This is a genomic window from Streptomyces sp. NPDC026394 (assembly GCF_055567735.1).
In genome coordinates this window covers 686,310-710,139 of sequence record NZ_JBVHPX010000002.1, presented here as the reverse complement: position 1 = coordinate 710,139, position 23,830 = coordinate 686,310, and the positions used below count along the sequence as shown (strand labels likewise).

Annotated in this window: 30 protein-coding genes; 1 reads left to right on the top strand and 29 read right to left on the bottom strand. The window is 70.5% G+C overall.

All coding sequences use genetic code 11. From position 1 onward, the window contains the following. Window positions 1-587: 587 nt before the first annotated feature. From ACZ4QV_RS07285 to ACZ4QV_RS07275, 3 genes are all read right to left on the bottom strand, one after another. Window positions 588-971 (bottom strand): recombinase family protein, encoded by a 384-nt coding sequence (locus tag ACZ4QV_RS07285; protein WP_467762659.1) that lies wholly within the window; start codon window positions 969-971, stop codon window positions 588-590. Next, window positions 968-1,312, bottom strand: a complete 345-nt coding sequence (locus tag ACZ4QV_RS07280) for a hypothetical protein (RefSeq protein WP_361585377.1) — start codon at window positions 1,310-1,312, stop codon at window positions 968-970. Before ACZ4QV_RS07280 ends, ACZ4QV_RS07285 begins: the two co-directional genes overlap by 4 nt. Before the next feature lie 177 nt (window positions 1,313-1,489). Next, window positions 1,490-2,689 (bottom strand): helix-turn-helix transcriptional regulator, encoded by a 1,200-nt coding sequence (locus ACZ4QV_RS07275; RefSeq protein ID WP_361585374.1) that lies wholly within the window; start codon window positions 2,687-2,689, stop codon window positions 1,490-1,492. Window positions 2,690-2,800: 111 nt separating this feature from the next. Here ACZ4QV_RS07275 and ACZ4QV_RS07270 point away from each other — a divergent pair, with 111 nt between their 5' ends. Further along, entirely contained in the window at window positions 2,801-3,472 is a 672-nt protein-coding gene (locus tag ACZ4QV_RS07270; protein WP_361585371.1) for an HAD family hydrolase, read from the top strand. 56 nt (window positions 3,473-3,528) lie between these two features. On the opposite strand, the gene ACZ4QV_RS07265 is transcribed toward ACZ4QV_RS07270, so the two are convergent. The 26 genes from ACZ4QV_RS07265 to ACZ4QV_RS07140 all read right to left on the bottom strand — a co-directional run bounded on the left by ACZ4QV_RS07265 (window position 3,529) and on the right by ACZ4QV_RS07140 (window position 23,754). Then, window positions 3,529-3,855 (bottom strand): hypothetical protein, encoded by a 327-nt coding sequence (locus ACZ4QV_RS07265; protein ID WP_361585369.1) that lies wholly within the window; start codon window positions 3,853-3,855, stop codon window positions 3,529-3,531. Between the two features lie 7 nt (window positions 3,856-3,862). Beyond that, window positions 3,863-4,111, bottom strand: a complete 249-nt coding sequence (locus ACZ4QV_RS07260) for a holin (RefSeq protein WP_361585366.1) — start codon at window positions 4,109-4,111, stop codon at window positions 3,863-3,865. A gap of 10 nt (window positions 4,112-4,121) precedes the next feature. After that, window positions 4,122-4,955, bottom strand: a complete 834-nt coding sequence (locus ACZ4QV_RS07255) for a hypothetical protein (RefSeq protein ID WP_467762658.1) — start codon at window positions 4,953-4,955, stop codon at window positions 4,122-4,124. 11 nt (window positions 4,956-4,966) lie between these two features. Continuing rightward, complete coding sequence (locus ACZ4QV_RS07250) at window positions 4,967-5,452, bottom strand: hypothetical protein (protein ID WP_361591893.1); 486 nt, start codon at window positions 5,450-5,452, stop codon at window positions 4,967-4,969. A 1-nt stretch (window position 5,453) separates the two neighbouring features. After that, the gene (locus ACZ4QV_RS07245) at window positions 5,454-6,656 is read right to left on the bottom strand and encodes a hypothetical protein (RefSeq protein ID WP_361591895.1); all 1,203 of its coding nucleotides are present in this window, start codon (window positions 6,654-6,656) and stop codon (window positions 5,454-5,456) included. Next, on the bottom strand, window positions 6,656-7,810 hold the full coding sequence (locus ACZ4QV_RS07240; RefSeq protein WP_467762657.1) for a hypothetical protein: 1,155 nt from the start codon (window positions 7,808-7,810) through the stop codon (window positions 6,656-6,658). Before ACZ4QV_RS07240 ends, ACZ4QV_RS07245 begins: the two co-directional genes overlap by 1 nt. A gap of 19 nt (window positions 7,811-7,829) precedes the next feature. Beyond that, the gene (locus tag ACZ4QV_RS07235; RefSeq protein WP_361591899.1) at window positions 7,830-8,687 is read right to left on the bottom strand and encodes a phage distal tail protein; all 858 of its coding nucleotides are present in this window, start codon (window positions 8,685-8,687) and stop codon (window positions 7,830-7,832) included. Between the two features lie 2 nt (window positions 8,688-8,689). Continuing rightward, a complete protein-coding gene (locus ACZ4QV_RS07230) occupies window positions 8,690-12,277 on the bottom strand; it encodes a hypothetical protein (protein ID WP_467762656.1) in 3,588 nt (1,195 codons plus the stop codon). Window positions 12,278-12,291: 14 nt separating this feature from the next. Beyond that, on the bottom strand, window positions 12,292-12,441 hold the full coding sequence (locus ACZ4QV_RS07225; RefSeq protein ID WP_361591994.1) for a hypothetical protein: 150 nt from the start codon (window positions 12,439-12,441) through the stop codon (window positions 12,292-12,294). Next, window positions 12,414-12,929, bottom strand: coding sequence for a hypothetical protein (locus tag ACZ4QV_RS07220; RefSeq protein WP_361591903.1), 516 nt, complete (start codon window positions 12,927-12,929; stop codon window positions 12,414-12,416). The genes ACZ4QV_RS07225 and ACZ4QV_RS07220 overlap by 28 nt, the downstream gene beginning before the upstream one ends. A gap of 85 nt (window positions 12,930-13,014) precedes the next feature. Beyond that, window positions 13,015-13,587 carry a major tail protein gene (locus ACZ4QV_RS07215; protein ID WP_361591905.1) on the bottom strand — a complete coding sequence of 191 codons (573 nt, stop codon included), beginning with the start codon at window positions 13,585-13,587 and terminating at the stop codon, window positions 13,015-13,017. Window positions 13,588-13,621: 34 nt separating this feature from the next. Next, complete coding sequence (locus tag ACZ4QV_RS07210) at window positions 13,622-13,984, bottom strand: hypothetical protein (RefSeq protein WP_361591907.1); 363 nt, start codon at window positions 13,982-13,984, stop codon at window positions 13,622-13,624. Further along, the gene (locus tag ACZ4QV_RS07205; RefSeq protein WP_361591909.1) at window positions 13,981-14,433 is read right to left on the bottom strand and encodes a hypothetical protein; all 453 of its coding nucleotides are present in this window, start codon (window positions 14,431-14,433) and stop codon (window positions 13,981-13,983) included. The genes ACZ4QV_RS07210 and ACZ4QV_RS07205 overlap by 4 nt, the downstream gene beginning before the upstream one ends. Next, window positions 14,433-14,885 carry an HK97-gp10 family putative phage morphogenesis protein gene (locus ACZ4QV_RS07200; RefSeq protein ID WP_361591911.1) on the bottom strand — a complete coding sequence of 151 codons (453 nt, stop codon included), beginning with the start codon at window positions 14,883-14,885 and terminating at the stop codon, window positions 14,433-14,435. The genes ACZ4QV_RS07205 and ACZ4QV_RS07200 overlap by 1 nt, the downstream gene beginning before the upstream one ends. Beyond that, window positions 14,885-15,484: a hypothetical protein gene (locus tag ACZ4QV_RS07195; RefSeq protein ID WP_467762655.1), complete on the bottom strand. Its 600-nt coding sequence runs from the start codon at window positions 15,482-15,484 to the stop codon at window positions 14,885-14,887. Before ACZ4QV_RS07195 ends, ACZ4QV_RS07200 begins: the two co-directional genes overlap by 1 nt. A gap of 82 nt (window positions 15,485-15,566) precedes the next feature. After that, the gene (locus ACZ4QV_RS07190; protein WP_361591915.1) at window positions 15,567-15,830 is read right to left on the bottom strand and encodes a hypothetical protein; all 264 of its coding nucleotides are present in this window, start codon (window positions 15,828-15,830) and stop codon (window positions 15,567-15,569) included. A 39-nt stretch (window positions 15,831-15,869) separates the two neighbouring features. Beyond that, complete coding sequence (locus tag ACZ4QV_RS07185; RefSeq protein WP_361591917.1) at window positions 15,870-17,171, bottom strand: phage major capsid protein; 1,302 nt, start codon at window positions 17,169-17,171, stop codon at window positions 15,870-15,872. A 351-nt stretch (window positions 17,172-17,522) separates the two neighbouring features. Continuing rightward, complete coding sequence (locus ACZ4QV_RS07180; RefSeq protein ID WP_361591919.1) at window positions 17,523-18,164, bottom strand: HK97 family phage prohead protease; 642 nt, start codon at window positions 18,162-18,164, stop codon at window positions 17,523-17,525. After that, the gene (locus tag ACZ4QV_RS07175) at window positions 18,161-18,499 is read right to left on the bottom strand and encodes a hypothetical protein (protein WP_361591921.1); all 339 of its coding nucleotides are present in this window, start codon (window positions 18,497-18,499) and stop codon (window positions 18,161-18,163) included. Before ACZ4QV_RS07175 ends, ACZ4QV_RS07180 begins: the two co-directional genes overlap by 4 nt. 1 nt (window position 18,500) lies before the next feature. Then, window positions 18,501-18,794, bottom strand: a complete 294-nt coding sequence (locus tag ACZ4QV_RS07170) for a hypothetical protein (protein WP_361591923.1) — start codon at window positions 18,792-18,794, stop codon at window positions 18,501-18,503. A 3-nt stretch (window positions 18,795-18,797) separates the two neighbouring features. Continuing rightward, window positions 18,798-21,104, bottom strand: a complete 2,307-nt coding sequence (locus tag ACZ4QV_RS07165; protein WP_467762654.1) for a phage portal protein — start codon at window positions 21,102-21,104, stop codon at window positions 18,798-18,800. Between the two features lie 12 nt (window positions 21,105-21,116). After that, window positions 21,117-22,469, bottom strand: coding sequence for a phage terminase large subunit family protein (locus tag ACZ4QV_RS07160; RefSeq protein ID WP_361591927.1), 1,353 nt, complete (start codon window positions 22,467-22,469; stop codon window positions 21,117-21,119). After that, a complete protein-coding gene (locus ACZ4QV_RS07155) occupies window positions 22,466-22,879 on the bottom strand; it encodes a hypothetical protein (protein ID WP_361591929.1) in 414 nt (137 codons plus the stop codon). The genes ACZ4QV_RS07160 and ACZ4QV_RS07155 overlap by 4 nt, the downstream gene beginning before the upstream one ends. A 120-nt stretch (window positions 22,880-22,999) precedes the next feature. After that, window positions 23,000-23,287, bottom strand: a complete 288-nt coding sequence (locus tag ACZ4QV_RS07150) for a hypothetical protein (protein WP_361591931.1) — start codon at window positions 23,285-23,287, stop codon at window positions 23,000-23,002. Window positions 23,288-23,354: 67 nt separating this feature from the next. Continuing rightward, window positions 23,355-23,543 (bottom strand): hypothetical protein, encoded by a 189-nt coding sequence (locus ACZ4QV_RS07145; protein ID WP_361591933.1) that lies wholly within the window; start codon window positions 23,541-23,543, stop codon window positions 23,355-23,357. A 73-nt stretch (window positions 23,544-23,616) separates the two neighbouring features. Continuing rightward, window positions 23,617-23,754, bottom strand: a complete 138-nt coding sequence (locus ACZ4QV_RS07140; protein WP_361591935.1) for a hypothetical protein — start codon at window positions 23,752-23,754, stop codon at window positions 23,617-23,619. Window positions 23,755-23,830: the final 76 nt, after the last annotated feature.

Here is a 23,830-nt window from a genome sequence, read left to right as displayed (position 1 = left end):
CTTGAACCAGTTTTTTGACCAGACTGTGACCTGCGGCGATACCGTAAAGCAGGACATTCACTACCCAATGCTCGCCACTATTCGCCACCCAGAGCCACCGAACACCGTTCCGTGCTCCCACGGGAACACGCGGGAGCACGATCTCCCGAGACCATCTCAGCGGCGAGTAGCAAAGGCGCTTTCCGCCATCTGCGGGCGCACAAGGAGGGCCCCCGATCCGAAGATCGAGGGCCCAGCCCGGCCACCACCGAGGAGCCTGGGGGGCTGTACCACGGAGGCGCCGCCTTCGGGGGCGGCGGGCCGGCCGCGCGACCGGCGACCGACCCGCCTTCCCACGCCGCTCCATGGGTGGACACACTCGGCGTGGGAGCCAGGGGAACGGCTGCCCGGCGGACGAGACCGAGCAGCCGCCCTGCACCGTGCCGCACACGGCGCTGCGGGCGGACGGTTCCCAGACCAGTCGGCCCGCCTTCCCGCGCCGCTCGTGGTGGTGCGCGCGACGCAGGGGTCGAACTACGTGTGGCATCCGAGGCTGATGCCGACGATGAGCGTGACCCACACCGCAGCGAGTACGGCTATGTACGCCACTACCAGCGACCGCTCACGCATCGCCGCGGCCGACGAGTACGACGTGCGCCCGCTCGTCGGACTCGTCGAACGTGGTCGCCAGCCCGCGCGACTCTCTGCTGAAAGGCAACGCGCTGCTCGGGGTCGGCCGAGAGGCGCCCCCACGAATGCACCAGGCAGATCACCGGCCGGATGCGGGCCTCCCTGCGCATGATCTCCAGCAGGGCCGAGAGCTGCGGGCGGGTGCCGGTGAGCGCATCGTCTCCGCGGTCGACCCATCGGTCGGCGACCGTCCAGCCCCGACGTGCGGCGTAGGCATGGCAGCCGTCGAGGCGCATGTCGAGGTAGGCGCTGGACCGTGTGGCGTTGCGGTCGTAGATGAACGCGAGGGGCGGGGTGGTCATCGGAATGCCTCCGCGGAGAGTGTGCTCGTCGGGCCGAATGCGGCGCCGAGCGCGATCGGGTCGGTGAGCTTGCCGGTACCGTCCGGCGCCTCCAGCCAGGCGCAGCCGTACGCGCTCTGCCCCACCTCGGGGCACAGCAGCGGCCACCGGGCCGGCCGGACGGTGAGCGCGGATATGCCGACGAGCTGGTCCTCGGCGCTCAAGGCAGTGAGCCACCACGCGCGCCGGCGCTCAGTGGAGACGAGGAGAGGGCCCAATACCCCGGCGCGAAAGAGCGGGAGCATGGCGTCGATGGAGCGCAGTAGGTCGGCCTCGACGACGCGCCATACGTCCGACCGCACGGCCGCAAGCGTGTCGGCTGCCCATGCCCTGCGTAGGGCCGCTGGCTGGTCACTGCACTGCACGAGCCAGGCCGTCCCGGCCTCAGCCGCAGTCGGCTTGGTCGTCATGGGAGGACCGTAAGCACGCGCAGAGCCTGTCACCCGAACCCACAGTTCGGGCGTACCACGGGCTCGGCTCTACAGAACGCCGAGCCGGTGGGCCAAGCTCTCCGCCTGCCGAGCGTGCATGGCCCGCGCCCGGCGCATCAAGCCCATCACTAGGGCGCGAGCCATGGGCGTGCGCGCCAGGTCCTCAGGTGCCAGCGACTCAAGTTGCAGCAGGTGCAGCAAGGTCGCGGCGTCCTCGCGTCGCAGGTCGTAGCAGCGGGCCACCTCCAGGGTGAAGGTGAACTCTCGCTCGATCGATTGGACCGCGCTCACGTCCACGCGGTCCGCCAAGTGCAAGGCTTCACCTACCTCGCCCGCCTCCATCTCGACGGAGACCCGGTGAAGGTCGCAATTCGTGGGCCCGAACACCGTCCACAGCACGTTGCCCTCGCCGACGGTCGCGGCGGCCGGGGCCGCCTTCTTCCGCAGGCGGTCACGTGCCGCGGCCCAATCGCGGCGCCGTGAAGCAGCAACAACCGTGACGAGATGAAGTGCCCCTGTCATGGCCGCGCGCTCCGCGCTGTCGGGCATCTCCGACCGCAGGTTCTCGATCCCCTGCATCGCGACGTGCTCAGCCCCGTCCGCCTCGTCCGTAGCCAGCAGGACATGCCCTAGATTCCACTGCGCCGCAGCCACACGAAGCGGGTCGTCCGCGTCCTCGGCCGCCCGCACCGCCCGGTCAGCGGCCATGAGCGACAGGTCCAGCCGGCCGGTCCGACGCAGGTAGGACCGGAGGAGGAAGTACAGATCGGCCGCTGCTCGGAGCACCTGCCGGCGCGTCTGCATATCGGGGCCCGACCGGTGCGCGCGTACCGAGTGCTCGACTTCAGCGATCAGGGTGGGTAAGGCGTGAGCGGCGTCAGTGAACCGTGTGGGTGAGGTCTGCCAACTGCGCCACGCAGCCTCGATCCGCTCGCGTAGATCGCGTGGGCCCGAGGCTGGTGTGCTCAGGGCGGGGCCGTAGCCCATGAGGGCTCGCACCACGCTGGTCTCCGCCGTAGGCGGCGGGGCCGGGGCGGTGGCGGCTTCGTCTGAAAGCAGGGCGGCGATGGGCACTCCGAGCTCCCGGGCAATGGCGTAAAGAATCTGAAGGGACGGCACTTTGAGGCCGCGTTCGATCTGCGAGAGGTAATCGGGCGTGATGCCAACGAGGCCGGCCACCACGTCTTGCTGGCGGCCCTTGCGGTAGTGGCGAATCCTGTCCCCGATGGGCAGGTCTGGAGCGACCATGCTCCGCTCCCTCCGTCCACGATGGTTCAGTTGCAGAGTAGGAGCCTGAGCGTCGGCAGCGTAGGGCATTCACTAACGTGTGAGGCAGACGGCGGACTGAGGAGTGCACAGATGGCACAGCTCGTGCTCTGGGACATCGACCACACTCTGGTGGACACGCGCGGCGTTGGGAGGTCCCTGTTCGCGGAGGCGTTCTGTCAGGTGACCGGCCTGGAGATGAAGGAGCAGGCGAAGATCGACGGTCTGACGGAGCCGGTCATCTTCCGTGAGACGGCCAAGCTGCACGGGCTCGCCACCAGCCGTACGGATTTCGACGCGTTTGCGCAGGCACTCGGCGAGGGACACGTCCGGCGCGCGGCTGAGCTTCGGGAGCGGGGTCACGCGCTGAATGGCGCCGCTTCGGTCCTTGACGCGCTGGCGGATCGCGGACTCCTGCAAACGGTGGTGACCGGCAACGTCCGCGCCGCCGCCGAGGTCAAGGTGGCCACCTTCGGCCTGGACCACCACCTCGACCTGTCGCTCGGCGCGTACGGCGAAGATGCCGAGGAGCGCGCGGAGCTGGTCACGATCGCGCTGAAGCGCACGGATCGACAGGCGTCCGACGCTGTGCTGGTCGGCGATACGCCCGCAGATGTAGAAGCAGGTCTCACGGCGGGTGTTCGGGTCGTTGGTGTGGCGACCGGCCGGAGCAGCGCAGGCGACCTGCGCGAGGCAGGGGCGAACCTAGTCCTGGCTGATCTGTCCGGCACACGCGAAGTGCTGCGGGCGCTCGCTGACGTGTGACCCCTCAGCTCTGTGCCCCGCCCCCGACGAACGGGGGCGGGGCGAGGCCAGCTCGGTCACTCGTCCACGATCTGACGCGTGCGCTCATCCACGCGATCCACGGCGTCCCTCAACGAGTGGCCGCTGTTGGGGCGCACCTCGTGCCGCACGTCCGCGAGCTGCCGCTCGATCGTCTCCAGCCGCTCCATCACGCCGGGCCGAGCCGGGACGCCCGGCCGGGCGGGTGTGCCCGTCCAATCGTCGGCGAGGTCGCCGAGCCTGACGGTCAGCCGCCGAAGGGGAGCGAGCAGTGCCCGATACAGCAGGCCGGCCGCCGTACCGACGGCCGCGACCACCGTGCACCAGAGCACGGCGAGATCGACGCCTGGAATTCCTGTCGTCATCGGACTCCTACGGGATCAGTCTCGGCGTCCGGTCGACCGCGGACTCCGTGACGCCGGGCCCGACCGTGCTGCCCCCGCTGGCAGCTATGGCAGTGAGCAGGGCCAGGACCGCGGCGAGCCCGGCGGCCGACAGCGCGCCGAGCCACGGGGCATCGATGACACCGGTCGCGCCGGCGCCGAGGACGGCGAGCAGTGCCTGAGCGAAGGTACGGACGACGCGCTCGGCGGTCGCCTTCCAGAATGCAGCGGTGTTCATGGGGTTCCTCTCAGGAGCCGGCGTTGAGCTGGTCGGTGATGGTCTTGAGGGCGGCTTCGATGCGGTCCAGCCGGGCGAGCAGGGTGACCTGCCGGTGGTCGGCGTACCGCAGATACGTTCCTGCCTGCCGCGTGGGGTCGGGGCCCTTGTCGATGGGGTTGATCAGCGGGTACGCCCAGATCTTGCGTACGTCGGCGTCGGTCAGCGCCATGTCGTCCTCCGGGGTCGGGCCGCCCTTGGCGGCGGCGAGAATGGCGGCCATCGGGAGCGCGCCCGGGTCGCCGTGGTCGTTCTCGGGCACGTGCTGGTGCCCGCAGTGCCCGCGGTAGGCGTTCCACGTGGCGTAGCTCATGCGTACGCCGGACGCGCCGTAGCTGGACGGATACGCCCGCCACTGCACGCCGCAGGCCAGGGGCACGCCGTGCTGGTCGTGCGCCCACCGCGCGAATGCGCCGAGATCTCGGATCGCCCAGGTGGGCAGCTCCGGCGTGTAGAGGTGCGGTGTGCTGCCCCACCGCCGGTGTGTGGCCGGGTCGCACGTGCCGACGATCTCGACCTGACACGCGTTCAGGGTGTTCGTCTCCACCCCGCCGCCGCGGTTGACCAGCGCGCGGCTGGAGGTGTCGAAGTCGAAGTGCTGGTACCAGCGCAGCTTGCGTGCGGCGAAGTCCGGGACCGCGGTGAAGTTCGGCGCGGACGCCCCGCCGTCGTACGACGGCAGCGTGCGCCCCTCCGTCGTGTGCCACACGACCACGTTGGATTCCATCGCGTCGCCGCCGTACCGGCCCTGGTACCAGTACGCGGTCGACGCGCCGGGGTATCGCTGCGGTCCCGACTTGGCCATGGCTGTTCCTCTCAGAGTTGGCGGGCGAAGCGCGGCGCGGACCCGATGGCCCCGCCACCGCCGTACCGCCCGCCGGCCGTGGCGCCGCTGGTGCGCCGGGTCTGGATCTGGATCTTCAGGTCAGGAGCCCCGCGGTACAGACCGAGATCGATCGACACTGCCGGCAGGGCGTACGTCGCGGACGGGGGCACAGCTCCGGAGCCGACGGTGACGGCGCCGTCGTTCAGTACGACCTGCCACGCCCCACCTGTGTACGTGCTGCCGACGAGGTCACCGATGAACACGAGACCGAGGCTGACCACCGCGGCGCGCGGGGTGATGATCGTCTCCCACGTAGTGGCGAAAGCGCCGGTGTCCTCCCAGAACAGGCCGTGGCTGGCCGTCGGGAAGAACGGGATCTCCGACGTGGTGCGGCCCGTGCGTTCGAGCTGAGCAAGGCGCTCTTCCAGAATCGCCAGCCGCTCCATCGGATCGCGGGACTTCGCGTACTGCGGCATCTCACACCGCCCCGCACTTCAGCGTGACCCGCTCGGCCCCCGCGCCGGCCGTCGCCTCGATGGACAGGATGCGCAGCTCCGCCGACCGGCCAGTCGGGCTCTGATCGTCCGGCTCGATCACGAAGCGAGCCACGTCGCCCACGCTGTACGAGCCGTAGACGGGGTCGGCGTCCGCCATCACCTCGAAACTGGGCTGCACGTCCGCCGTGGTCCGGGCGGCGAGGTCGGCCCGCGCGGTCGCGTCCAGCCTCGGCTGCTCCAGCACGTCCGAGTACGTCGTGACGGCCTCGATCAGCGGGTATCCGGCGGCGATCAGGTCGGCCGCCTGCTGCACGCTGGTCAGCTTGGCCTCGCCGTTTCCGGCGCCGAGCGCGCTCACCTCGGTCGCGATCTCGGTCCCGTTCTCCGGCCAGTCGTACGACAGGATCGACGGCTCTGGCCCGCCGTTGGAGAACACGAGCCCGGACTCGGCGGCCGACTGCCGGCCGCGCCGCGGGTACCAGACGCGCATCCGGCGGACCCTGGACGGAGCGTCGTTGTTGCCGGGCTGCGTCCAGAACACTTCGACGCCGAAGTCGAAGCCGTTGTCGGCGGCGGCGAGCGCCTTGATCGCGTCGTAGATGGAGGGCCGCTCGTACCCGAAGTAAGTCACCGTGGGGAACACACCACTGTTCGGCTCCGCGATCATGCTGTTGATGTCGATGCCGATCGATCCGCCGGTCTGCACCTCGGCGTACCGCAGCAGCGACCACACGATGAACCGCTGGTCAGGGTAGAGCTTTTGCCCATCCGGTACATACGCCGGATTCAGGAGCACCGACGGGTCCGTCGACAGCGTCGTCTTCACGTGCCGCCGCTGGAAGTACGACAGGAACTCCGCCGCCTGGATCTTCTTGCCGCCCTCGGCGCGGTCCCGCGTCCACACGATCCCGCCCCACACGAGAACGCCGTCCCGGTCGACGTACACGGCGGTCCGGCCCGGCCGGGTTGCGGTGTCGGGGTCGAGCGGCAGGGTGTCATCGGTGTAGGGCACGACCGCGCTCAGCGACCCGATCCCATTCAACTCGGTGCTGTACTTCACTTCCCTCAGCGGCAGTTCCGCGAGGACCGTGTCCGTGCGCAGGTCACAGAACAGGTACGTGTACGTGTGTCCCTGCTGTCCCGTGCCGACGGTGAGGTCGGGCGCCATGTCGAGGAGGTCCATCACGCCACCCGCTGAACGCGTAGCCACGACTCTGCACGCATGACCGTAGGGGTGCTGTTGCTCGCGGCCTGCGCCCACAGCACCGAGCACGTACCCGACGTGCCCGCGGTGCGCACGATGCCGCGCAGGTGCAGCGTCTCTTCCCCGCCATCACCGCCGTACGAGCGCGGCTGCGTGCTCGCGATCGTGTTCGGGTTGAGCCGCACCGAGTAGCCCTCAACGCCGCTCGCTGGCGGCACGCCACGCCCGAAACCCACTGCGGACCATGACCCTTCGACCGACGCGGGACCGTTCAGTGCGATGTTGATGTCACCGGTGGTGCCCGCTGTGTACACGAGGTACGCGTCCACCGTGTACGTCGAGTACGTGGCGACGCCCACGGAAAGGTGCGGGTCGACGGCCAGCGTCTCCGTGCTCGCGCGGGAGGTGTCGGCGCTCTTACGCGCGAAACCGCCGGCGCCGCTGCCGAGGATGAGCGGGGCGTAGCTGCCATCCGAGCGGCCGTACGCGAAGAGATCGGCGTCGGTCAGGTAGACGACCTGCCCCGGATGCAGGCGAGGCGGCATGGCCGAGGCGGTCACTGGCAAGATCCCGCCCACGCTGACGCTGTAGTTCCGGTGGTCGGAGATGTTCGCCGCGGTGACGCTCGTCTGCCCGGGGGACACCAGCACGGACGCGAGGAGCACGGCCGAGGACGGCAGGGTCGGCAGGACGGCGGCACCGGCGCTCGCCGCGTACACGCCCTGGATCACTTCGAGGCGCCACTCGGAGACGCTGCCGCTGGTTTCCGCGTCGTACACCGACGCGACGACCGCGTCCCGCCGGTACTGCCCGGCCGCGCCCGCAGGCGCAACGGGGATGATCTTGTCGGCGTCGTTGACGCAGCAGTACGCGCCGTATCCGCCAACGTCGTGGTTGTCCACCCAGCAGTACCCGGCGGACACGGTGACGGTCATGTTCGGTGTGGCCGCCGGGCGCACCTTCAACTGGTAGTTCTGGTAGCTGGGCTTCACGCCCTGCCTGATGCGCAGCGGCGTCGACTCGTCCACCGCGAAACCGGGATAGCAGAGCATCGACGAGACGACGCCGAGCCGGTCGTTGCGGGCGGGATAGCTGCCCGCCTGCATCCACGCCGGCGGATTCACTTCGGCCACGACGGGCCCTCCTTCTCAGTCACAGGCTGGTGTCCCGCCACGTCACGGTGAGCGTGCTGGTCTGCCCCGGGGCGCCCGGCAGGGCGGCGCCACGGAATGCGATCTCGTTGTCGCCCGGCGCCAGCACCGGCCACGCCGACCCCGCCCGCACCCAGTCCCGGCGAGGCGCCGACCCCATCAGCAGGACCGCCCGCGTACGGATGTCGACCACGAGGTATTCACCGGGCTGGAGCGTGCCGGTCAGGGCGAGGGTGGCCCCGGTGCCGATGTGCTCGACGATGGGCTGGGCGACCGGGCCGTCGATGCGCAGCAGCGGGTACGCGTCGGAGTCGCCGGCGTTGGAGATGGTCAGCCGCCCGGACGATCCGGCCGGCCCGTACACCCGCGGGAAGGTGAGCGGGTAGGTGCGGCCGGCCGCCGGGCTGTACGCGGTCGTGCTGGCGGTGTGCTCGGCGAGGGAGTACAGGCGTGGGTCGGGGCAGTACCACTCGATGGCGGCCTCGCCGACGCGCCACAGGTAGTGGGCGTCGTACGGGATCGACCGCTTCCGGACCTTGCCGTAGGCGAGGAGATCCCAGTCGAGGAACTGAAGCGCGGCCGGTGCCTGGCCGGGCTGCGCCGCCGAGCGCAGTGCCGTCTTCAACGCGCGGAGGTGCGTCGGGTCGTCGCCGCGAATGGCCAGCCCGACCTGGATCACACGGGCTCCGGTGTAGTCGGGCCCGGAGTAGGTGCCGTGCTGTGCAGGCCGGTCGGTGTCGTCGCCGCGGACGTCCGGCAGGTCGTCGATGCCGAGCAGGGCCTCGACGCCGTACGGCGTGCCGGGCCCCATCAGCAGACTGCCCCACTGGATACGGCCGATCGCTTCGGACGAGGGCATGGTCACCGCCTCCCTACGAGGCCAGCCCACGACAGAGCGCGCAGAATGCCGTCCGGCGTGGCGTCGGTGCTGTAGAGATTGAAGGTGTTGGACACCGGCCCGGCGCCCGCCGAGGCGGTGGCCAGGGCCCCCGGCGCGGGGACAGCGGTGGCGGCACTGGCGGCGCCGGTCGCGGCATCGGCCATCGCGGCGGACGCCGCGGCGACGGCGCTGGTTGTGGCGAGCATCCCGCGGCGCAGGCCCTCGCCGGTCTGTCGCCCGATCTCCGCGAAGACGCGGGACGGCGAGCGGATGCCGAGCGCCTTCTTGATCGCGGATTGCATGCCCTTGGCGATGCGGATCATCTGCGCCTCGATCGCCTTCTGCGAGACCTTGATCCCATTGACGAGGCCTTGAGCGGCGCGGATGCCGGAGCCGTACATCTGGTCGGCGACGGTCGCCCCGACCTTGTTCGCAGCGGTGGCGAGCCTCGCCTGAAGGTCGTTGATCCGCTTCAGCTCCGCAGGCGTTGCGCGAGCGAGGGCGTCGGCGGTGGCCGATCCTGCGGCGACTCCGGCATCGGCGATCTGCTGGAGGAGGTCTCCGCGTACGCCCTTCTTCTTCAGGGCGGCCAGGGTGTCGGCGAACTTCTGCGTCTTGGCGAGGGACTGCTGAAGGCCAACGGTGATCGCGGCGACGCTGTTCGTCTGCTCGTGACCGGTGACGATGTTCGCCTCGCCGAGGGCTTTCCCCGCGAAGTCGGACGCGGCCTTGTTCCGCTCGGCCTTGAGGTCGTTGAGCTTCTTCGTCGCGTCGGACAGGCGCTTCGCGGCGGCATCACGGCGCAGGGCGAGACTGACCAACGCGGCGTTGTCCTTCTTGACCCGCGCGAGCAGCGAACCGAGACCGGACCGCTTCCGCCTGTTGCCCGCGTTGATGTCGATCGCGCGCTGAATCAGCGTCGTGACCTGCGACAGCTTGCTCTTCAAAGAGGAGGTCGACGCGGTGATGCCGTCGATCAGGCCCTTGATCAGCGTCTTACCAGCTGGGGTGAGGAGCGATGCGTCCTTGCGCTTCGGGCCCTTCCAATCCGGGATCATCGCGGTGAGCCGTCCCAGTACGGACTGGACTCCGCCGATCGCCGACTCGATGCCGCGGATGAAACCGCGCACGAGGGACGCGCCAGCACTGCGGAGGACCCCGCCGAGATCCCCGAGCGCGGAGAGCGCGCGGCCGGGCAGACCACGCAGCCACCCCACGGCGGTGCTGAGTCCGGTCTCGATGGAGTACCGGAAGCGGCTGGCGGCCTCGCTCGCCTTCCGTCCCAACGAACCAGGCAGGGAGGAGATCGCCGACAGCGCCTTGCCGGGTAGTCCGGCGAGCCACGAGACGATGCCTCGGACCATGTCGGGGATGACGCTGTGCCCGACGAGGTGGTCGTACAGCCACTCGAACGGGACGCTGATCGCTTTGACGAGCGCGCGGACGGCGGCGATGCCGGGGCCGAACGCCTTGCCCAGACTGTTGATGAAGCCCACCAGCCCCTGAATCGCCGGGACGGCGTACTGCCCGATGGCTACCGCCGCCATCTGAATCAGGACTGTGGCGATGCGCAAGATGGGCTGCACCAGCGGGAGCAGCGCGGGCAGCAACCCGGCGAGGAGCTGGGTCCCGAGCTGCATGATCGCGGGCAGCAGCGGCGCCACGGCGACGAGCACCTGCCCGATTGCCTGGCCCATGGCGCCCATCGCCTGCGCGATCTGCGGCGCGAGGGGGGCGAGGCTCTTGAGGATGACGACGAGCTGATCGGCGGCTCCGGTGATCAACTGGCCGATGACCTGTGCCAGGCCGGAGAGGACCGGCGACAGGTACGCGGAGATGCCCGACGCGATCTGCGCGATGATCGGCGCGAGCGCGGCGAAAATCTTGCCGAGGGCACCGAACACGGGGCCGAGCGCCGGCAGGATGGCTGCGATGATCTGCCCCACTGCGGTAATCAGGGGCGCGCAGGCAACGACGAGTTGCCCGACGGCGCCCGCCGCCTGCACCAGGACAGGGCCGAGCGCGCGGATCACGGGCTGAAGCGCAGTGCCGAGCGCGCGGATCAGGGTCTGTGCTGGCGGGCCGAGCTTGGCGAGCACCTGCCCGACGACGCCGAGCGCCTGCGCGAGCAGCGGCCCGGCCGTACGGGCCAGCTGAGCCATGGTGCTGAAGAGGGCGCGGAGGCCGCCCTGTACCTCCGGGCTGGCGAACGCCTGCCGCATGCTGCCGGTGATCGACTGGAGCATCCCGACGAAGCCACCGCCACTGACCTGCGCGGCCTGGAAGACGCTCGCGAAGATCGACGCGATGTTGCCCGCGACCTTGATGAGCTGCCCGATCAGGGCAATGGCCTGCTCGATGGCCTGCCGCATCGCGCCCGACTTGAACGCCGCGTCCATCGACGCAGACAGCCGCCCGAGACCGGACGCGGCTGCGTCCCCGAGCCGCTGGAAAGCGGGGGCCGCTGCCGCGCCTATCTGCGTGAGCCCCTGAAGGGCGACCGCCGGCAGCTTCGAGAACCCGGCGAGGCCGGCCGTCGCGCCCTTGAGCGCGGCGCCGAGCGTGCCGGACTGGCCGAGGTGCCGCGCGGTCGTCAGGACCCCGCTGGCCATCTGGTTGAGCGTCGTGGCCGACGAGGTGAGCGCCTGCCGGAACACGGGCAGCGTCGCCGACGCGGTGCTCTTGAGCTGCGTATCCAGTCCGACGAAGACGCGATCCTGAACGGCGCGCTTGATCTTGTCCAGCTCGGGCGACATCGAGCGCAGTTGCTCGACGAAGCTGCGGGCGTTTGGGCTGAGCTTCTTCAGCGCCTCGGCGTACGCCTCCGGCTTCGACGGATCGAACGCCGCACTGATCGCTTCACCTACCCCCGAGAAAGCGATCTTGATAGTGCCGACGAGCGTGATCAGAGCGAGCAGGCCCGTCGCCCCGACACCGGCGGCCGGCGCGATGCTGGCCAGAGTGGCGGACAGACCAGCGACGAGCGGCATGACGGCGCCCACCGCCGCCGAGACCTTGAGGAACGAGGAGCCGATACCGGCGATGGTGCTGCCCATGGCGCCGAGCCGGGACAGCGCACCGCGCAGACGCTCGGTCGTCGCCTCGGAGTTGTGAGTGTCTACGTGGGCGTCGATCTCGATGTCGGTGTCGTCGACCGCCCGCGCCGCCTCGCGCACCTCGGCGAATTCTGCGAGGGCGCCGCCGATGACGCCTCGCACGACCACGCTCGGATGCTGCTGCGAGAGGCGTTCGAGGTGCGGCTCCAGCTCGGCCATCCGCCGGAGCGCGTCCTCGATGGAGATGTCGACGCCGATGCGCTCGTCGGCGAGCCGCTGGAGATCGCGGCGCACGCGATCGAGGTCTCGGTCCAGCTCGGTCGGGTCTGCGTCGAGTTCGACCTCGGGGAGGTAGGCGAGCTGGTCCCGCAGCGTCTCCCGCAGCGAGTTTCCCAGCGCCGCGCCGACTGACGACCCCTGCCGGGCAGCGTCCGCGATGACGCCGCTCGTCCCTTGCAGGTTGACCTGCAAGTGCGAGACGAGGTTGGGGAGATTGATCTCCTCAGACGCCATCGCGGGTCCTCCTCTCAGGCGCGGCGCATCATGGCCAGCCCCACGAGGGAGCTGCCATCAGACGGGGTGGAACGGTCGTCGCTGCCGCGGTGAGCGGCGCGGTGCTGGTCGGCCAGCGTCAGTAGCTGGTGCAGCGTCATGTCCCAGAAGGCGCCGGGCTGAATGTGGAGGGCACCGACAGCGAGGTAGTAGAGGTCAGCCCAGGGGAAACCGTCATCGTCGGAGCCGCGGCGGCCGGCGCCGCTCCGCCGTTTCCCTGGCTCTGAAGGGCTCGTTCGAGGGCGGCGGTGAAAGCGCTCGTGTACTCGTCGAGGCGGCCGGGGTGCAGCAGGTCAGCGAGGTCGGCGCCGTCGGTGCGGCGGCGGAACACGATGTCGCCGGAGACGCGGCGCTGGCCCTTGGCGTCCTGGTGCTCGCGGATGTGCGGCTCGAAGCCACCGGGGCCGAGTGCTCCCGCGCCGATGATCTGCATGAGCGGGCCGAAAGCCGCGCCCTTGCCGGTCGAGTCGATGGCGTCCTGCACGGCGGCGACGCTCCCGAAGCGCGCTTCGAGCAGGGCCAGCGCGCGGAAGCTGTAGCGCAAGGCGACGGTGGTGCTGTCGGTGAGGGTGATGGTCCCGCCCTCGGCGAGCAGGTCAAGGCCAGTGGTCATCGTGATTCCCTGGGGTCAGTGCCGGGTTTCGGCCTGCGGATGGAGCGGGGCCGGGCGGGCGGCGACGGAGCGGCCCGCCCGGCGGTCACGGGGTGGCGGCGATGGCGGTCGCGGTCTTGTTGATCGTGACCTTGATCCACTTGCCGGTGGAGATCAGCGGCAGCGCCCGCGCCTCGACCTCCGGGGTCTTGTAGTCCTCCTCCGCCAGACCGATGGTCGGGAACGAGGACATGACGCAGCGGTGCAGGGTGAAATGGACATCCCCACCGATCAAGTCGCCACCGCTGACAGGTGTGACGGCCTCCAGCTTGAAAGGAGTCGGACGCGTAGTGCCGTCCAGCTCCCACGTGGTCGACTCGGTCGCACCGGTCCCGGCATCGGTGACCGTGCTGGTCATCAGCGCGGCGAGCACGTCGAGCGACAACTTGGCGTGCGGGAAGCTGACGGTCACATTGCTGATCGCGGCGTCGGAGTCGAGGAGCTGGTTGTCCCCGCGCAGCTCCTTCACCTCGACATCGCCGCTGATCTCGACTTCCTTGATACCGGGCACATCAACGAGCGCCCCGTACGTCGGGGTACCGCCAGCGGGGTCGGCGGTGAGCGGCGCGAGCTTTGCGTCCTGCACCGCGTACAGCTTGGTCACTCGGCTGATCGGCATGGTGGGTGTCCTTCCTGGTGCCGGGGTCCGGCCCTTACTCGGCGGGGGTGTTCGTGGCGTCGTCCGGCGGCGGCACCGGTGGGTCCCACGGGTAATCCGGTGTGGTCGACGGTGGCCGGTCCGGCGGGATGTCGCCCGGCACGACCGTCAGCACGGCGCCGGGGATCTGCTCGGGGAGGTCGTCCAGGCGGCCGGCGTCCTGCTCGTAGATGCAGCCGTCGAGCAGGTAGTAGAGGTATCCGGGCTGGCCCTCGACGCGACGGACGGCGACGCCGCCGGTCTGCACCTCGGCATCCGCCGGGATGCGGACCATCGGCCGGCCGGGCTGCGCGGGGATGCGCCGGTCGAGGCAGAGGACGACCTCGGCGCGATCGAGGCTGATGTACATGGAGGTCATGCGGGGGTCACCTCGGCGGAGAGCAGGCCGCGCCGGATCTCGACGGTGATGGAGGTCCGGATGCGGTTGTCGGAGATGGGAAAGCGGTCCATGTCCCGGACGCGGACGGCGTGCACGGGTGCGGGATGGGCGGGGAGGCGGCAGCCGTGCAGCGCGTGGGCGAGGGATTCGGCGAGGCCGTACCGCTCGGCGTTCTTAGTGGTGGCCGCGCCGGTCTTGGTGCGGGCCCGCTCGATCAAGTCGACAGAGGCGGTCTCGACGATGTTGATCTCGGCCGCCGGGTCGCCGAAGTCGCCGTTCGCCCGGCCGTCGAGGCCGACGCTGACGGCTTCCTGCACGACGATGTACGGCTCGGCCTGCCCCGGCCGCGGCCCATCACGGAAGACGGGCACTCCGGAGCCGAGCCCTTCCAAGTACGCCTTGATGGCGCCGGAGGTAGTCGCGGCCATCAGCGGCCTCCCCGGATACCGGCCATGTGGAAGCGGAAGAAGAACGAGGTCTTCTCCACGGCCGGCCGCAGGAAGGGCCGGGCAGCGGTGCCGGGGTGGTTGACCTTGGCGACCGGGTGCGCGGCTCCGGGCCACGCCAACGCCTTCTTGTTCTTCGGCACGATGACGTGCGGCGCTGTCCCGTACTCGACTGCTGCCGCGTAGTTGACGTTGGTGCCGACCTCATAGCCGACGCGGCGTCCGCCGCCGGTCTGGCGCGCGACTATGGAGGAGCGGAGTCGCCCGGTGTCGACCGGCGCCAGCCTCCTCGCTTCGTTCTGCACGTCGGTGCCGGTGCGCTCGACGGCGCGCTTCACGTCGTCGGACATACGGCCGAGGTAGCGCCGCAGCCCTCGTTCGTACGCGCGGGTGTTGATCCGGGCGGTCGCGCGGGTGTCGAAGTACCGGGCCATCACACGCCCCCCAAGACCAGCGAGCCGCTGTTGAGGTAGGGGGCGAGGAGGGCGTCTACCTGCGTCGATCCAGTCGACGCGGCAGCCGAGACGACGAGCGTCGCCTCGTCGGCGGTGTCCTCGATGTGGACGTTGTTGCCCTCGTCGTCCACGTCGAGCCGCGGGTCACGCGCGGCGTCAGCGTCGGACGGCGCGGCCTGCGCCTGGATATGCGCGGCGAGGAGCGCGGTAGCCTGCGCGACCGTGGGGGGTACCGAGGCGTACCCGAACTCCCCACCGACCTTCACCTGCTCCGCGCCCCAGCCCTCGAACAGCGCGTGCCAGCCGCCGTTCCACGACTCGGTCCCGGCGATCAGGTCGTCCCAGCCGCCCCACGCCAGATGCACCGCGTCGACCTGTCCGAGCACGTCAGACGAGGTGACGCGGTACGCCGACGACGGCAGCGACGGGCGGTCGTACCCGTCGCAGACGGGCGTCACCGTGGTGACCGTGCGGACGCGGCGCGGGAGGAGCACCAAGCCTCCCGGCGCCACGTCCGCGACCACCGCCATCACCGTCGGCTCGAAGAGCTGCCGGGTGTACGCGGTGATCCGCTCCATGGCAGCCGTGATCCACGCGGTGACCTCCGGGTCCGACCCGGTGCACCCCGCGGTGCGCGCCTGTGCCACGGAGCAGTACACGTCAGCCCTCGGCCTGCTCGGTGTCGGCGGCGTCCAGCTCGCGCCGGGCGCCCTCGGTGACGACGGCGCCCTTGGCGACGATCAGCCGGGCATGCCCGCCGGGGTGGGTGTGGACGACGGGGCCGGTCGGCGCCGAGTGGTCGTCGAGCGCGCGGTACGCGTCGTCCGGTGCGGTCTGGCCGACTTCCCAGCCGATGCCGGCGGCGTACTCCTGCGTGCGGACGGCGGCCTGCGGCTGCTCGTCGGGGTTCTTGCGTGCGGCCATCGCTGGCCTCCTCACGGGGTCGTGGTGGCGGGGGCCGGGTCAGGCGGTAGCAGCAGCGAACGTGACCTTGACGAAGGCCCTCGGGGTGTGGACGGCCACGTTGGCGCGGCGCTCGGCGAGGATGACCAGCGTGTTCGCGAGGAACAGATCCGCGTGCGAGTCAGTCATCAGAATCGTGATCCCCTGCCGCTCCCACAGCGTGGCGCCGGTGCGGAAGCCACCGAGCAGGGCAGTGCCCTGCGCCATCGCGACAGAGGTGACGACGGTCAGGCCCCACAGGCGCATCGCGGCGCCCGGTTCGGTGACGCTGGTGATCACGCGGAACTGGCCGTTGGCGTCCGTGTCCAGCTCGATGTCCTGCCAGTCCAGCGGGTTCATCACCACGGCGTCCGGCGGGTAGAGCGCCAACTCGCCCTGTGTGCGAGCCTTGCGGACCGTGATCAGCTTGGCGTCCGTCGATCCGACACCGGGGCGGTAGGTGCCGATGCCGGGCGTGGTCAGGATGCCCTGCATCTCACTGGTTCCGTTGCCGGTGAGGATCTGGCGATCCATGTTGTACTCAAGGCCGTACTGCAACCGACCGTTGATGTATCCCATCATCTGACCGTCGTCGTCGGCGGCCTGCCGGGTGATCGGCACCCAGTGCGCGCACGTCTTGAGGGACGTGGTGATCAGGTCCCAGGAGAACGGCCCGCTCTGCGGCTTCATCGTCCCCTCGGGCACGACGGTGGCCTTGTTCCACGTGCCGGTGCCGGCAACCGGGCCGGACGTGTCGCGCACGTACTCCAAGGTGTTGCCGCTGCTGGTCTGCCGGTCGATCAAGTTGGCGATCAGGAGCGGGAAGTCGGGGTTGACCGGGATCTGGCCGGGGACGCGCTGCGGGACGACCGGCACACCGTTGGTGGTGGTGACTGTGCCAGTCGGCGCGTCCCGGTGTTCGACGCTGAACTTGCCGACCATGCCGTTGCTGCGGAAGTGCGCCAGAGCAGCGGATCGGACGAACGCTTCGGCGGCGGTGACCGGATGCTCGCGCCCCTGGTCGTCCGGCTGCTGGCCGGGCTCGGTGCGGCGGTGCTGCGGATGCGGGTCGGCGTCGCCGGCGGGGAGGGCGGCGGCGCGCAGGGCCCGCAGCCGGGCGTCCCGCTGGTTGGCCTGCTCGATCTGCGCGGCGATCGTGTCGGCGCGCTGCATCAGCTCGTCGAGGTCACCCTTGTACGAGTCGTCCTGAAGGAGCCGGACGATCTCGTCGCGCTGCTCGGTGAGGGTCGGGGCTGCGCCCTTGATGGGGTAGATCGGTCGTCCGTCGCGGCGGCGACCGATGGGCTTCGCGCGTGTGCTCATCGCGGTGCCTTCCGGTCCGTGGGCGGGTCGCAGCCGCCCAGATGTCTGGGGTCTGCGTCCGTCTTTCACGGCCGGTGGATCGCGCCCGGCAAGCCTGTGGCTTTCACGTCCGGTACAGGCGGCCCGGATCAATGCGGCGAGGGTAGATCACATGTCGCGCGTCGCGGTGGGGGGTGGTGTCATTCGCGGCGGCGACGGGCGTCTACCTGCGTCGTCGCGCCCCGCGGTGGTGCCGCGGCAGCGACCGGTAGGGCGCACCACGCTGGTTGCGGTGCGCCCACCGCCGGGCGAACGGCAGCTTCCTTGCGAACGCCATGCGCCACTGCGCCTTGCTCGTGAACCGCCGCGCCATCACGCACCTCCGATCACGGCGAGACGCAGTGCCGCCGCCCGCCGCTGCCGGGACCGCCGCTGCTCCTCGACCACCCGATCGCGGTCGGCGCCGACCTGCTTGTCGAGGGTGGAGGCCGGAGCGTCGATGTCCTCGTACAGGGCACCGAGCGCCGAACGGACCGTCTTCAGCTTCGAGCCGGGCACCGCGGCCATCCGCGCCGTGATCTGCGAGACCTCGACGAGCCGCGCGCTCCTGATGTTCTCCATCACGTCGCGGCGCTTGTCGTCGTCCATCTCGGCGAGCTTGTCCCAGTCGGGCAGGTCCGTACGCACGAAGCCCACGGACAGCTCCGGCGCGCTGCCGGACCGGGCCATGGTGCGGGCGTCGCGGCCGGCGGCCGTGTCGTCGTACCGGCCGGAGATATACAGGCCGTCGTCGCGCTCCTCGGCGGTGAAGGTGCCGACGGGCTGCATCGGGCTGTGCATGAACAGCATGGCGTACTGCCCCTTGAGGCCCTTGCGGAACACCCGCTGGTGGAAAGTGGTGCCGTAGCTATCGACCACGCCGTACCGGCAGGCCAGGCCCTCGAATGAGCCGTCCTCGCCGTCGGCGGCGCGGAGGTCGATGTCGACGGCCGCGCGGAATTCGATCTCGGTCATCGCTTCCCCTTCAGAGTGTGCTCGGCGTACACCTCGGCGACGCCGTCCATCACGGTCCGGTGGGACGGGGAGAGGCGCGGCGCGTACCGGTAGACGGCTCGGCCCTGCTTGTCCCGGCCGTCGTACTCGTAGACGACGGTTCCGCCTCCGAACGTCATGTGTGCGGGCAGGCTGCCGTCGGCGTCGGGCCGGACACCGATGTCGTCCTTGCCATCGAACGGGCCGCGGCGCACTTCCTTGTAGGGCACGCCGGGCGGGCAGTAGGCGCCCTGGTACTGGGCATGGCCGGCGGGCTGGAGGATCGCGCGGACCTCACCGCGCAGCAGCGTCGCCACGTCAGTCCTCCTCGGTGCGGTCGTCCCACACGAAGCGGGTAGCGCCGCCGTGCCCATGGACGTATTCGGCGTCGTCGAGGGAATTCCAGGCCACGGTCGACGGGCGGTCGCCGCGCCACCGGATCGACACGGTGCCGTCCGGCCACACGACACCATCGGCGACGGTGCCGGTCCCTGATATGCCGCTGAGGTCGCGGTCCCGTTCCAGCGTGAACAGGCGAGGGGCGGGGACGGGCGGCGGTCCCATGTAGCCGATGTCTTCCAGCGTCAGCTTGGGCGTCTTGCGTCGTGGCATGGATCAGTCCTCCTCGAAGGAGTAGGTGAGAGTGCAGCGGCACTGGATCGCCTGCGACGCGGGCGCAGTCGGGTCCGCAGGCCACCTGCTCTTGGTCAAGGTGAAGCGCTTGTTCAGCGCGACGCTGCGGCCGTTCTCCTCGCGGTGCGTCTCCCGTGTCCGCTGGTCGTTGGTGGCCAGCCATGTCTTGCGCACGGTGCCCGCGTCGAGAGCGGCCAGGTGGCTGGCCGCGTTGTACCCGCCGACCGACTCGGTGCGGGCAATCATCGTCGCCCGGTAGTCGGATAGGTCGGCGAACACCTTCTGCAACCGCGCCCGCAGTTCCGGTATCGACTCACCCTCGGCAACGCCGTGCGCGAGCAACTGCGACCGGAGCACCTGTTCCGTCGTCGCCGTCACTCGCCCCGCCAACTCGTCGACCCGATCGTCCAGCGCCGCGGCGACCGCCGGTTCGTCGAGATCGAAGTTCGCGGAGATCGACGCGCCGCCGCGACGCCACGCCCGCTCGACGAACGGCCTCATGATCTCCCGCGTCCGGCGCCGCCAGTACCCGCCGTCGAACAACTCCCGCACCCGTATGCGCTGCTCCCAGCCCTCCGGGCCCGACGCGACATCGAGGTCCGTCATCCGGTCCGCGGTCGTCGTCTCCGGGTCCGGCGGCGCGAGACGGATGGTGTCCTCGCGGGCCAGCGCGCACGCCTCCGCGCGCACCTCGGCGAGCCAGTCGGTGGAGCGCTGCGGCTTCTTCATCAGCCGGTCGAAGTCCCGGAGCACGCGGGCACCTTGCTCCTTGGCGAGCGCCCGCACCGCTGCCCGGCCGGCCGCCTCCAGCGCCTCGTACGCCTCGGCGATCTCCGCCAGCGACGGAGACGACGGGCCGTCGTCCGCACGCGTCAGCTCACGCCGGGCGGGCGCCGACGGGCCGTCGACCTGCGTCGATCCCAGCAAACGGGAGAGCGTCGTCTCGACGGCCCGCGCGACGATGGTGTCCACGTCCGGGCCCGGCAGGCGGGAGAAGTCGGCATCCCACGACCGGGCATCGTCGGTGCCGGCCTGCCCCTGCACGGGCGCGAACTGGGCCCGGTACGGCGTCAGGGTGTGGCCGCCGATCCCGCCGGGCAGCGGGTCGTAGCCCAGGACGGCCCGCGCCTCGTCCACGGTCGTGATGTCCGCGTACATGCTCGCGCGGGCCCGGTTCGCCTTGGAGTCCTGCGCCTCTTGCAGAGCCTCGACTCCCGCGAGGTCGAACTCCGCCTCTTCACTGTCCGAGGGCAGCAAGATGCGGTCGATCTCGGAGCCGATGATCTCCAGCTTCGTTTTGATCGTGTCGGACCACAGCGTGCCCCGGGCGGCGGCGCGGTTCTCGTACGTCGTGCCGCTGGCGAGGTAGTCGTGAGGCACCCCGAAAGCGAGCATGACCTCGGCAGAGTTGGCCATGCGGGATTCGAGGTAGTCCATCTCCTCCGTGGTCAGGCCCACGCGGACGTACTCGATGCCCTTGCCCTGCGAGCCGGGCGGGCTCGCCACCAGCAGCGTCTTGCCTGCATTCTCAGGCCCCTGCATCGATGCGCGCCACGATGCGCGGGTCTGCGCGAACTGCTGCTCGGTCTGGTCGCCGACGTACAGCACACCGCTCGGCGCAGCGCCGTTGGCGTAGGACCGGCGCTGCCACTCGCGGGCGTACGCGTCCATGTCCACCGCGTGCCGTGCGGCCTTCCACGGCGCGAGGCAGCCGAGCGGGTCGAAAGGGTGCGGATACCGCAGCCACAACATCTCGTCGGGCAGCACGGGCACACGCACGCCATCGGCCCGGTTGATGACGAAGCCGATGATGTCCGCCGTCGTCGGCCGCGCGGCGATCGGCTTGTTCACCACGACCTGCACGTCGTCGTACACCGGGTGCGCCTCAGTGATCGGGCCGAGCCCGGTCTCGCCGCGGTCGAGCCACACGAAGCTCTGCCCGGCCAACTCCGCCTGTTGGAGGATGAGCGACTTGAAGACGCGGGCGCTCATCTGCGGGTTCGGCTTCTTGTTGAAGAGGTGCGCCACCGGGTGCCCGGTGATGGCTTCGCCGTCCGGCCGCCGCACCACCAGCGGCACGCTGCTGCCGTTGTCGGCGATGGCCGCCACGCATCGGTACGCCACCGCGCTGTGCGCGTACCCGCGAGCCTCGGCGTCCAGGTCCAGCGTGAGGGACTGCTGCCCGCCGATGCTCGCGACCGTGATGGGGCGGCGGTCCCGCAGCTGGTCGAGGCCGCCTGTGGAGCGCCGGCCGCGCGCCACGTCGAGCGCGTCTCTGAGTCGTCCCACGTCGTCGTCCTCCTATGCGACCGCGGCGAGGTTGCCCGCGGGGGCGAGCATGAGATCGGTGAGGGCCCAGACGAGGGCGTCGAGCCGGTCCGGGGAGTCGTCGCCCGGCACCCACGTGGTGAGTTGTTCCTCCAGCTCAGGGAAGCTGCCGACGATGTGGGCGGCGCGCTGCTCGAAGAGGGCGGCGACCGGCTCGGCGCGGGTCGCCTTCCCGCGCGAGGCGTGCACGGTGCGGTAGTTGACCGTCGGGTCGACCTGCCGGATCACCTCACCGATCCACTCCCCACCGTTGTTGACCTCAGCGATCACCGCGTCGGCGCGATGGGCGTGGTACGCCTCGACGGCCCGCCGCGCGGCCTCGATCGGCGGCATCCGACGGGAGAGGTCATCGACCACGTACCCGTGCTGCCTCACCGTTCCGTTCAGGTCCGGAATGTACTGACGGGACAGACCGGCCACGATGACGCCCATCTCGTCCGACTCATCGTGCGAGGTGGCGGCCGGGTCGACGGCGACGACGAGGCGGGCGGTGTCCGGCACCGCGCCGACACGGGTCGCGTCGATCAGGCCCCACGACCACAGGGCACCTTCCACGTCGGCGATCAGTTCGCCGTCCAGCTCCTGGCGTTCCAGCCGGGTGCCGGCGTACTGCGCGATCAACTTCGACCGCATGAGCGCGGGCAGGTGAATCGCGTCGCGTGTCCGGCCGCGGGTGACGTGCACGTCGTCTCGGGCGATCAGGTCGCGGATCTCGCGGCGCGGCTTCGGCGTGGTCGACGCGATGTAGTGCGGCTGGGGACCGAGACGCAGACCCATCGCGGAGTGGACGAGGGCGTCGCCGAGGCGCCGCATCGCGGCGGCCTCCTCCAGCCACACCAAGCACCTGTTACCGCCGGAGCGCAGGCGCTCAATGTCGTCGGGCGAGTGGGCGCCGAACAGCTTGGCCTCGGCGCCGGATGGCCACCTCACGTGGGTGCCGCCGACGGTCGTACGGACGACGACGCGCGGGTCGTGGGCGCGGATGCCGGAGGGGCCGTTGACGGCGGACTCGACGGCGTCGCCCTGCGTCGGGGCGATGATGCTGAGGCGGTGGCCGCCGGGGACGCGCTCGTCGCACGGCGGGCCGTTGACGTGCGCGACGGCGTAGCGGGCGCAGCCGTCCGTCTTGCCGGTGCCGCGCCCGCCGAGCTGGAGCCACATGCCGTGCGTCTCGATCTCGGCCGGGGGGACCTGCCACTTGTACGGCGTCCACGCGTCCCACCGGTCCTGCCAGAGCCGGGCGGCGAGGCGGTCGCGCAGGGCGCGGAGCGCGGCCGGGCTCATGCGCTCCAGCCGCGCCCGCTGCTCGGCGGTGAGGCTGCTCACCGGGCCCGCTCAGCGATCTCGTCGGCCAGCGCCTCGACTTCCGCTGTGAGTGCGTCGGTCAGCTTGGCGTCGACCTTGACCGGGGCGTCGAGGCCGAGGAGCCGGGCGTGACGGTCGAGGGCCTTGATGATGACCTCGGCGGCGCGGGCGTCCCCGGTGATGGCCTTGGGCATGAGGCCGTCGAGCAGGGCTTCGAGGGTGGCGAGTTGGCGGCCGATCTCGGCGTCGCGTTGTTCGGCGGCGGCTTCGGCCCAGCGGCGCATTCCGCGCTTCCACGCCTCGTGTGCGGACTTCACGTTGATGCCCAGCTCGGTGGCGATCTCGCGGAACTGCATGCGGCGGCGGACGCGCATGTCGATGACCTGCTGTTCGCGTGCCGTCGCTATGTCGGTGTTGATCTTTGTTGCCATGTCCGCTCGCCTCCCTGGTGGGGAGGGTACGGAGATTCAGCGGGGCGGGATCTTGGGTGGTGTCATTCGCACGGGCACGAAGCGGCCCCACCGCGTCAGAGCGCGGCGGGGCCGTGTCCGCTATGGCCGCTCGCGAGCGGGAAGGTCCGGACGGAGTTCCCGGAGGCGTTGCGGAGTGTAGAGGTGACTGGCCGTTTCGATGAAGCGGGCGCCGCAGCCAGGGGCGTTCTTGCCAGTTGAGGTGAGGCGGTCGCTGATGATGACGGGCTGCCCGGTCACGTCCACCTCACCGGGAAGGGCTTCGGTGTGGTGGGTAGCGCTCATCCTGGTGCCCTTCCGGCAGTTGCCGCAGTGGGACGTGTAGGCGCCGATCCAGAGAGTGGCAGTCAGGTCCATGGAGTGTGGCATGTGTCCTCCCGAATGTTGGGCGGCCCCACCACGCCGGAGCGCGGTGGGGCCACGTAGGTGCGAACGGCTACCGGCTTCTCGGAGTCGGCGACCGGCGCCGCCACGACGCCGGGTTGAGGAGGGCGTAGGCACCCCAGCCGTACGCGGGCCAGCAGAGCCAGCGCGGCCCGTTGCGGCCGACGCGGAATGCTGTGATCAGCGCAGCCGCCGCCCACACGATGGTGAGGGCCACGATGACGATTACGGGAATGGGCATGGTGGCCTCCTTCGGGACGGCCCCGCCGCGACGGGGGATGCGCGGCGGGGCCTTGAGCCAGTGTGTCAGGTGATCAGCCGGTCTGTTTCGGAGTGCCGGGGACGGGCTTGTCGGGCTCCGGGTACCAGCCGCCGCGCGACGCCTGGTAGGTGGTGGCGTGCTCGTCGTCCTCGCGGTCCTCGTCGCGTATGGGCATGGAGGGCAGTGCCATGATGGCGCTCCGTCTCGTGATCGGGATGGGACCGGGGCGGCCGGGCGCCTGGCAGCAGTCGGCCGCCCCGGGGTTG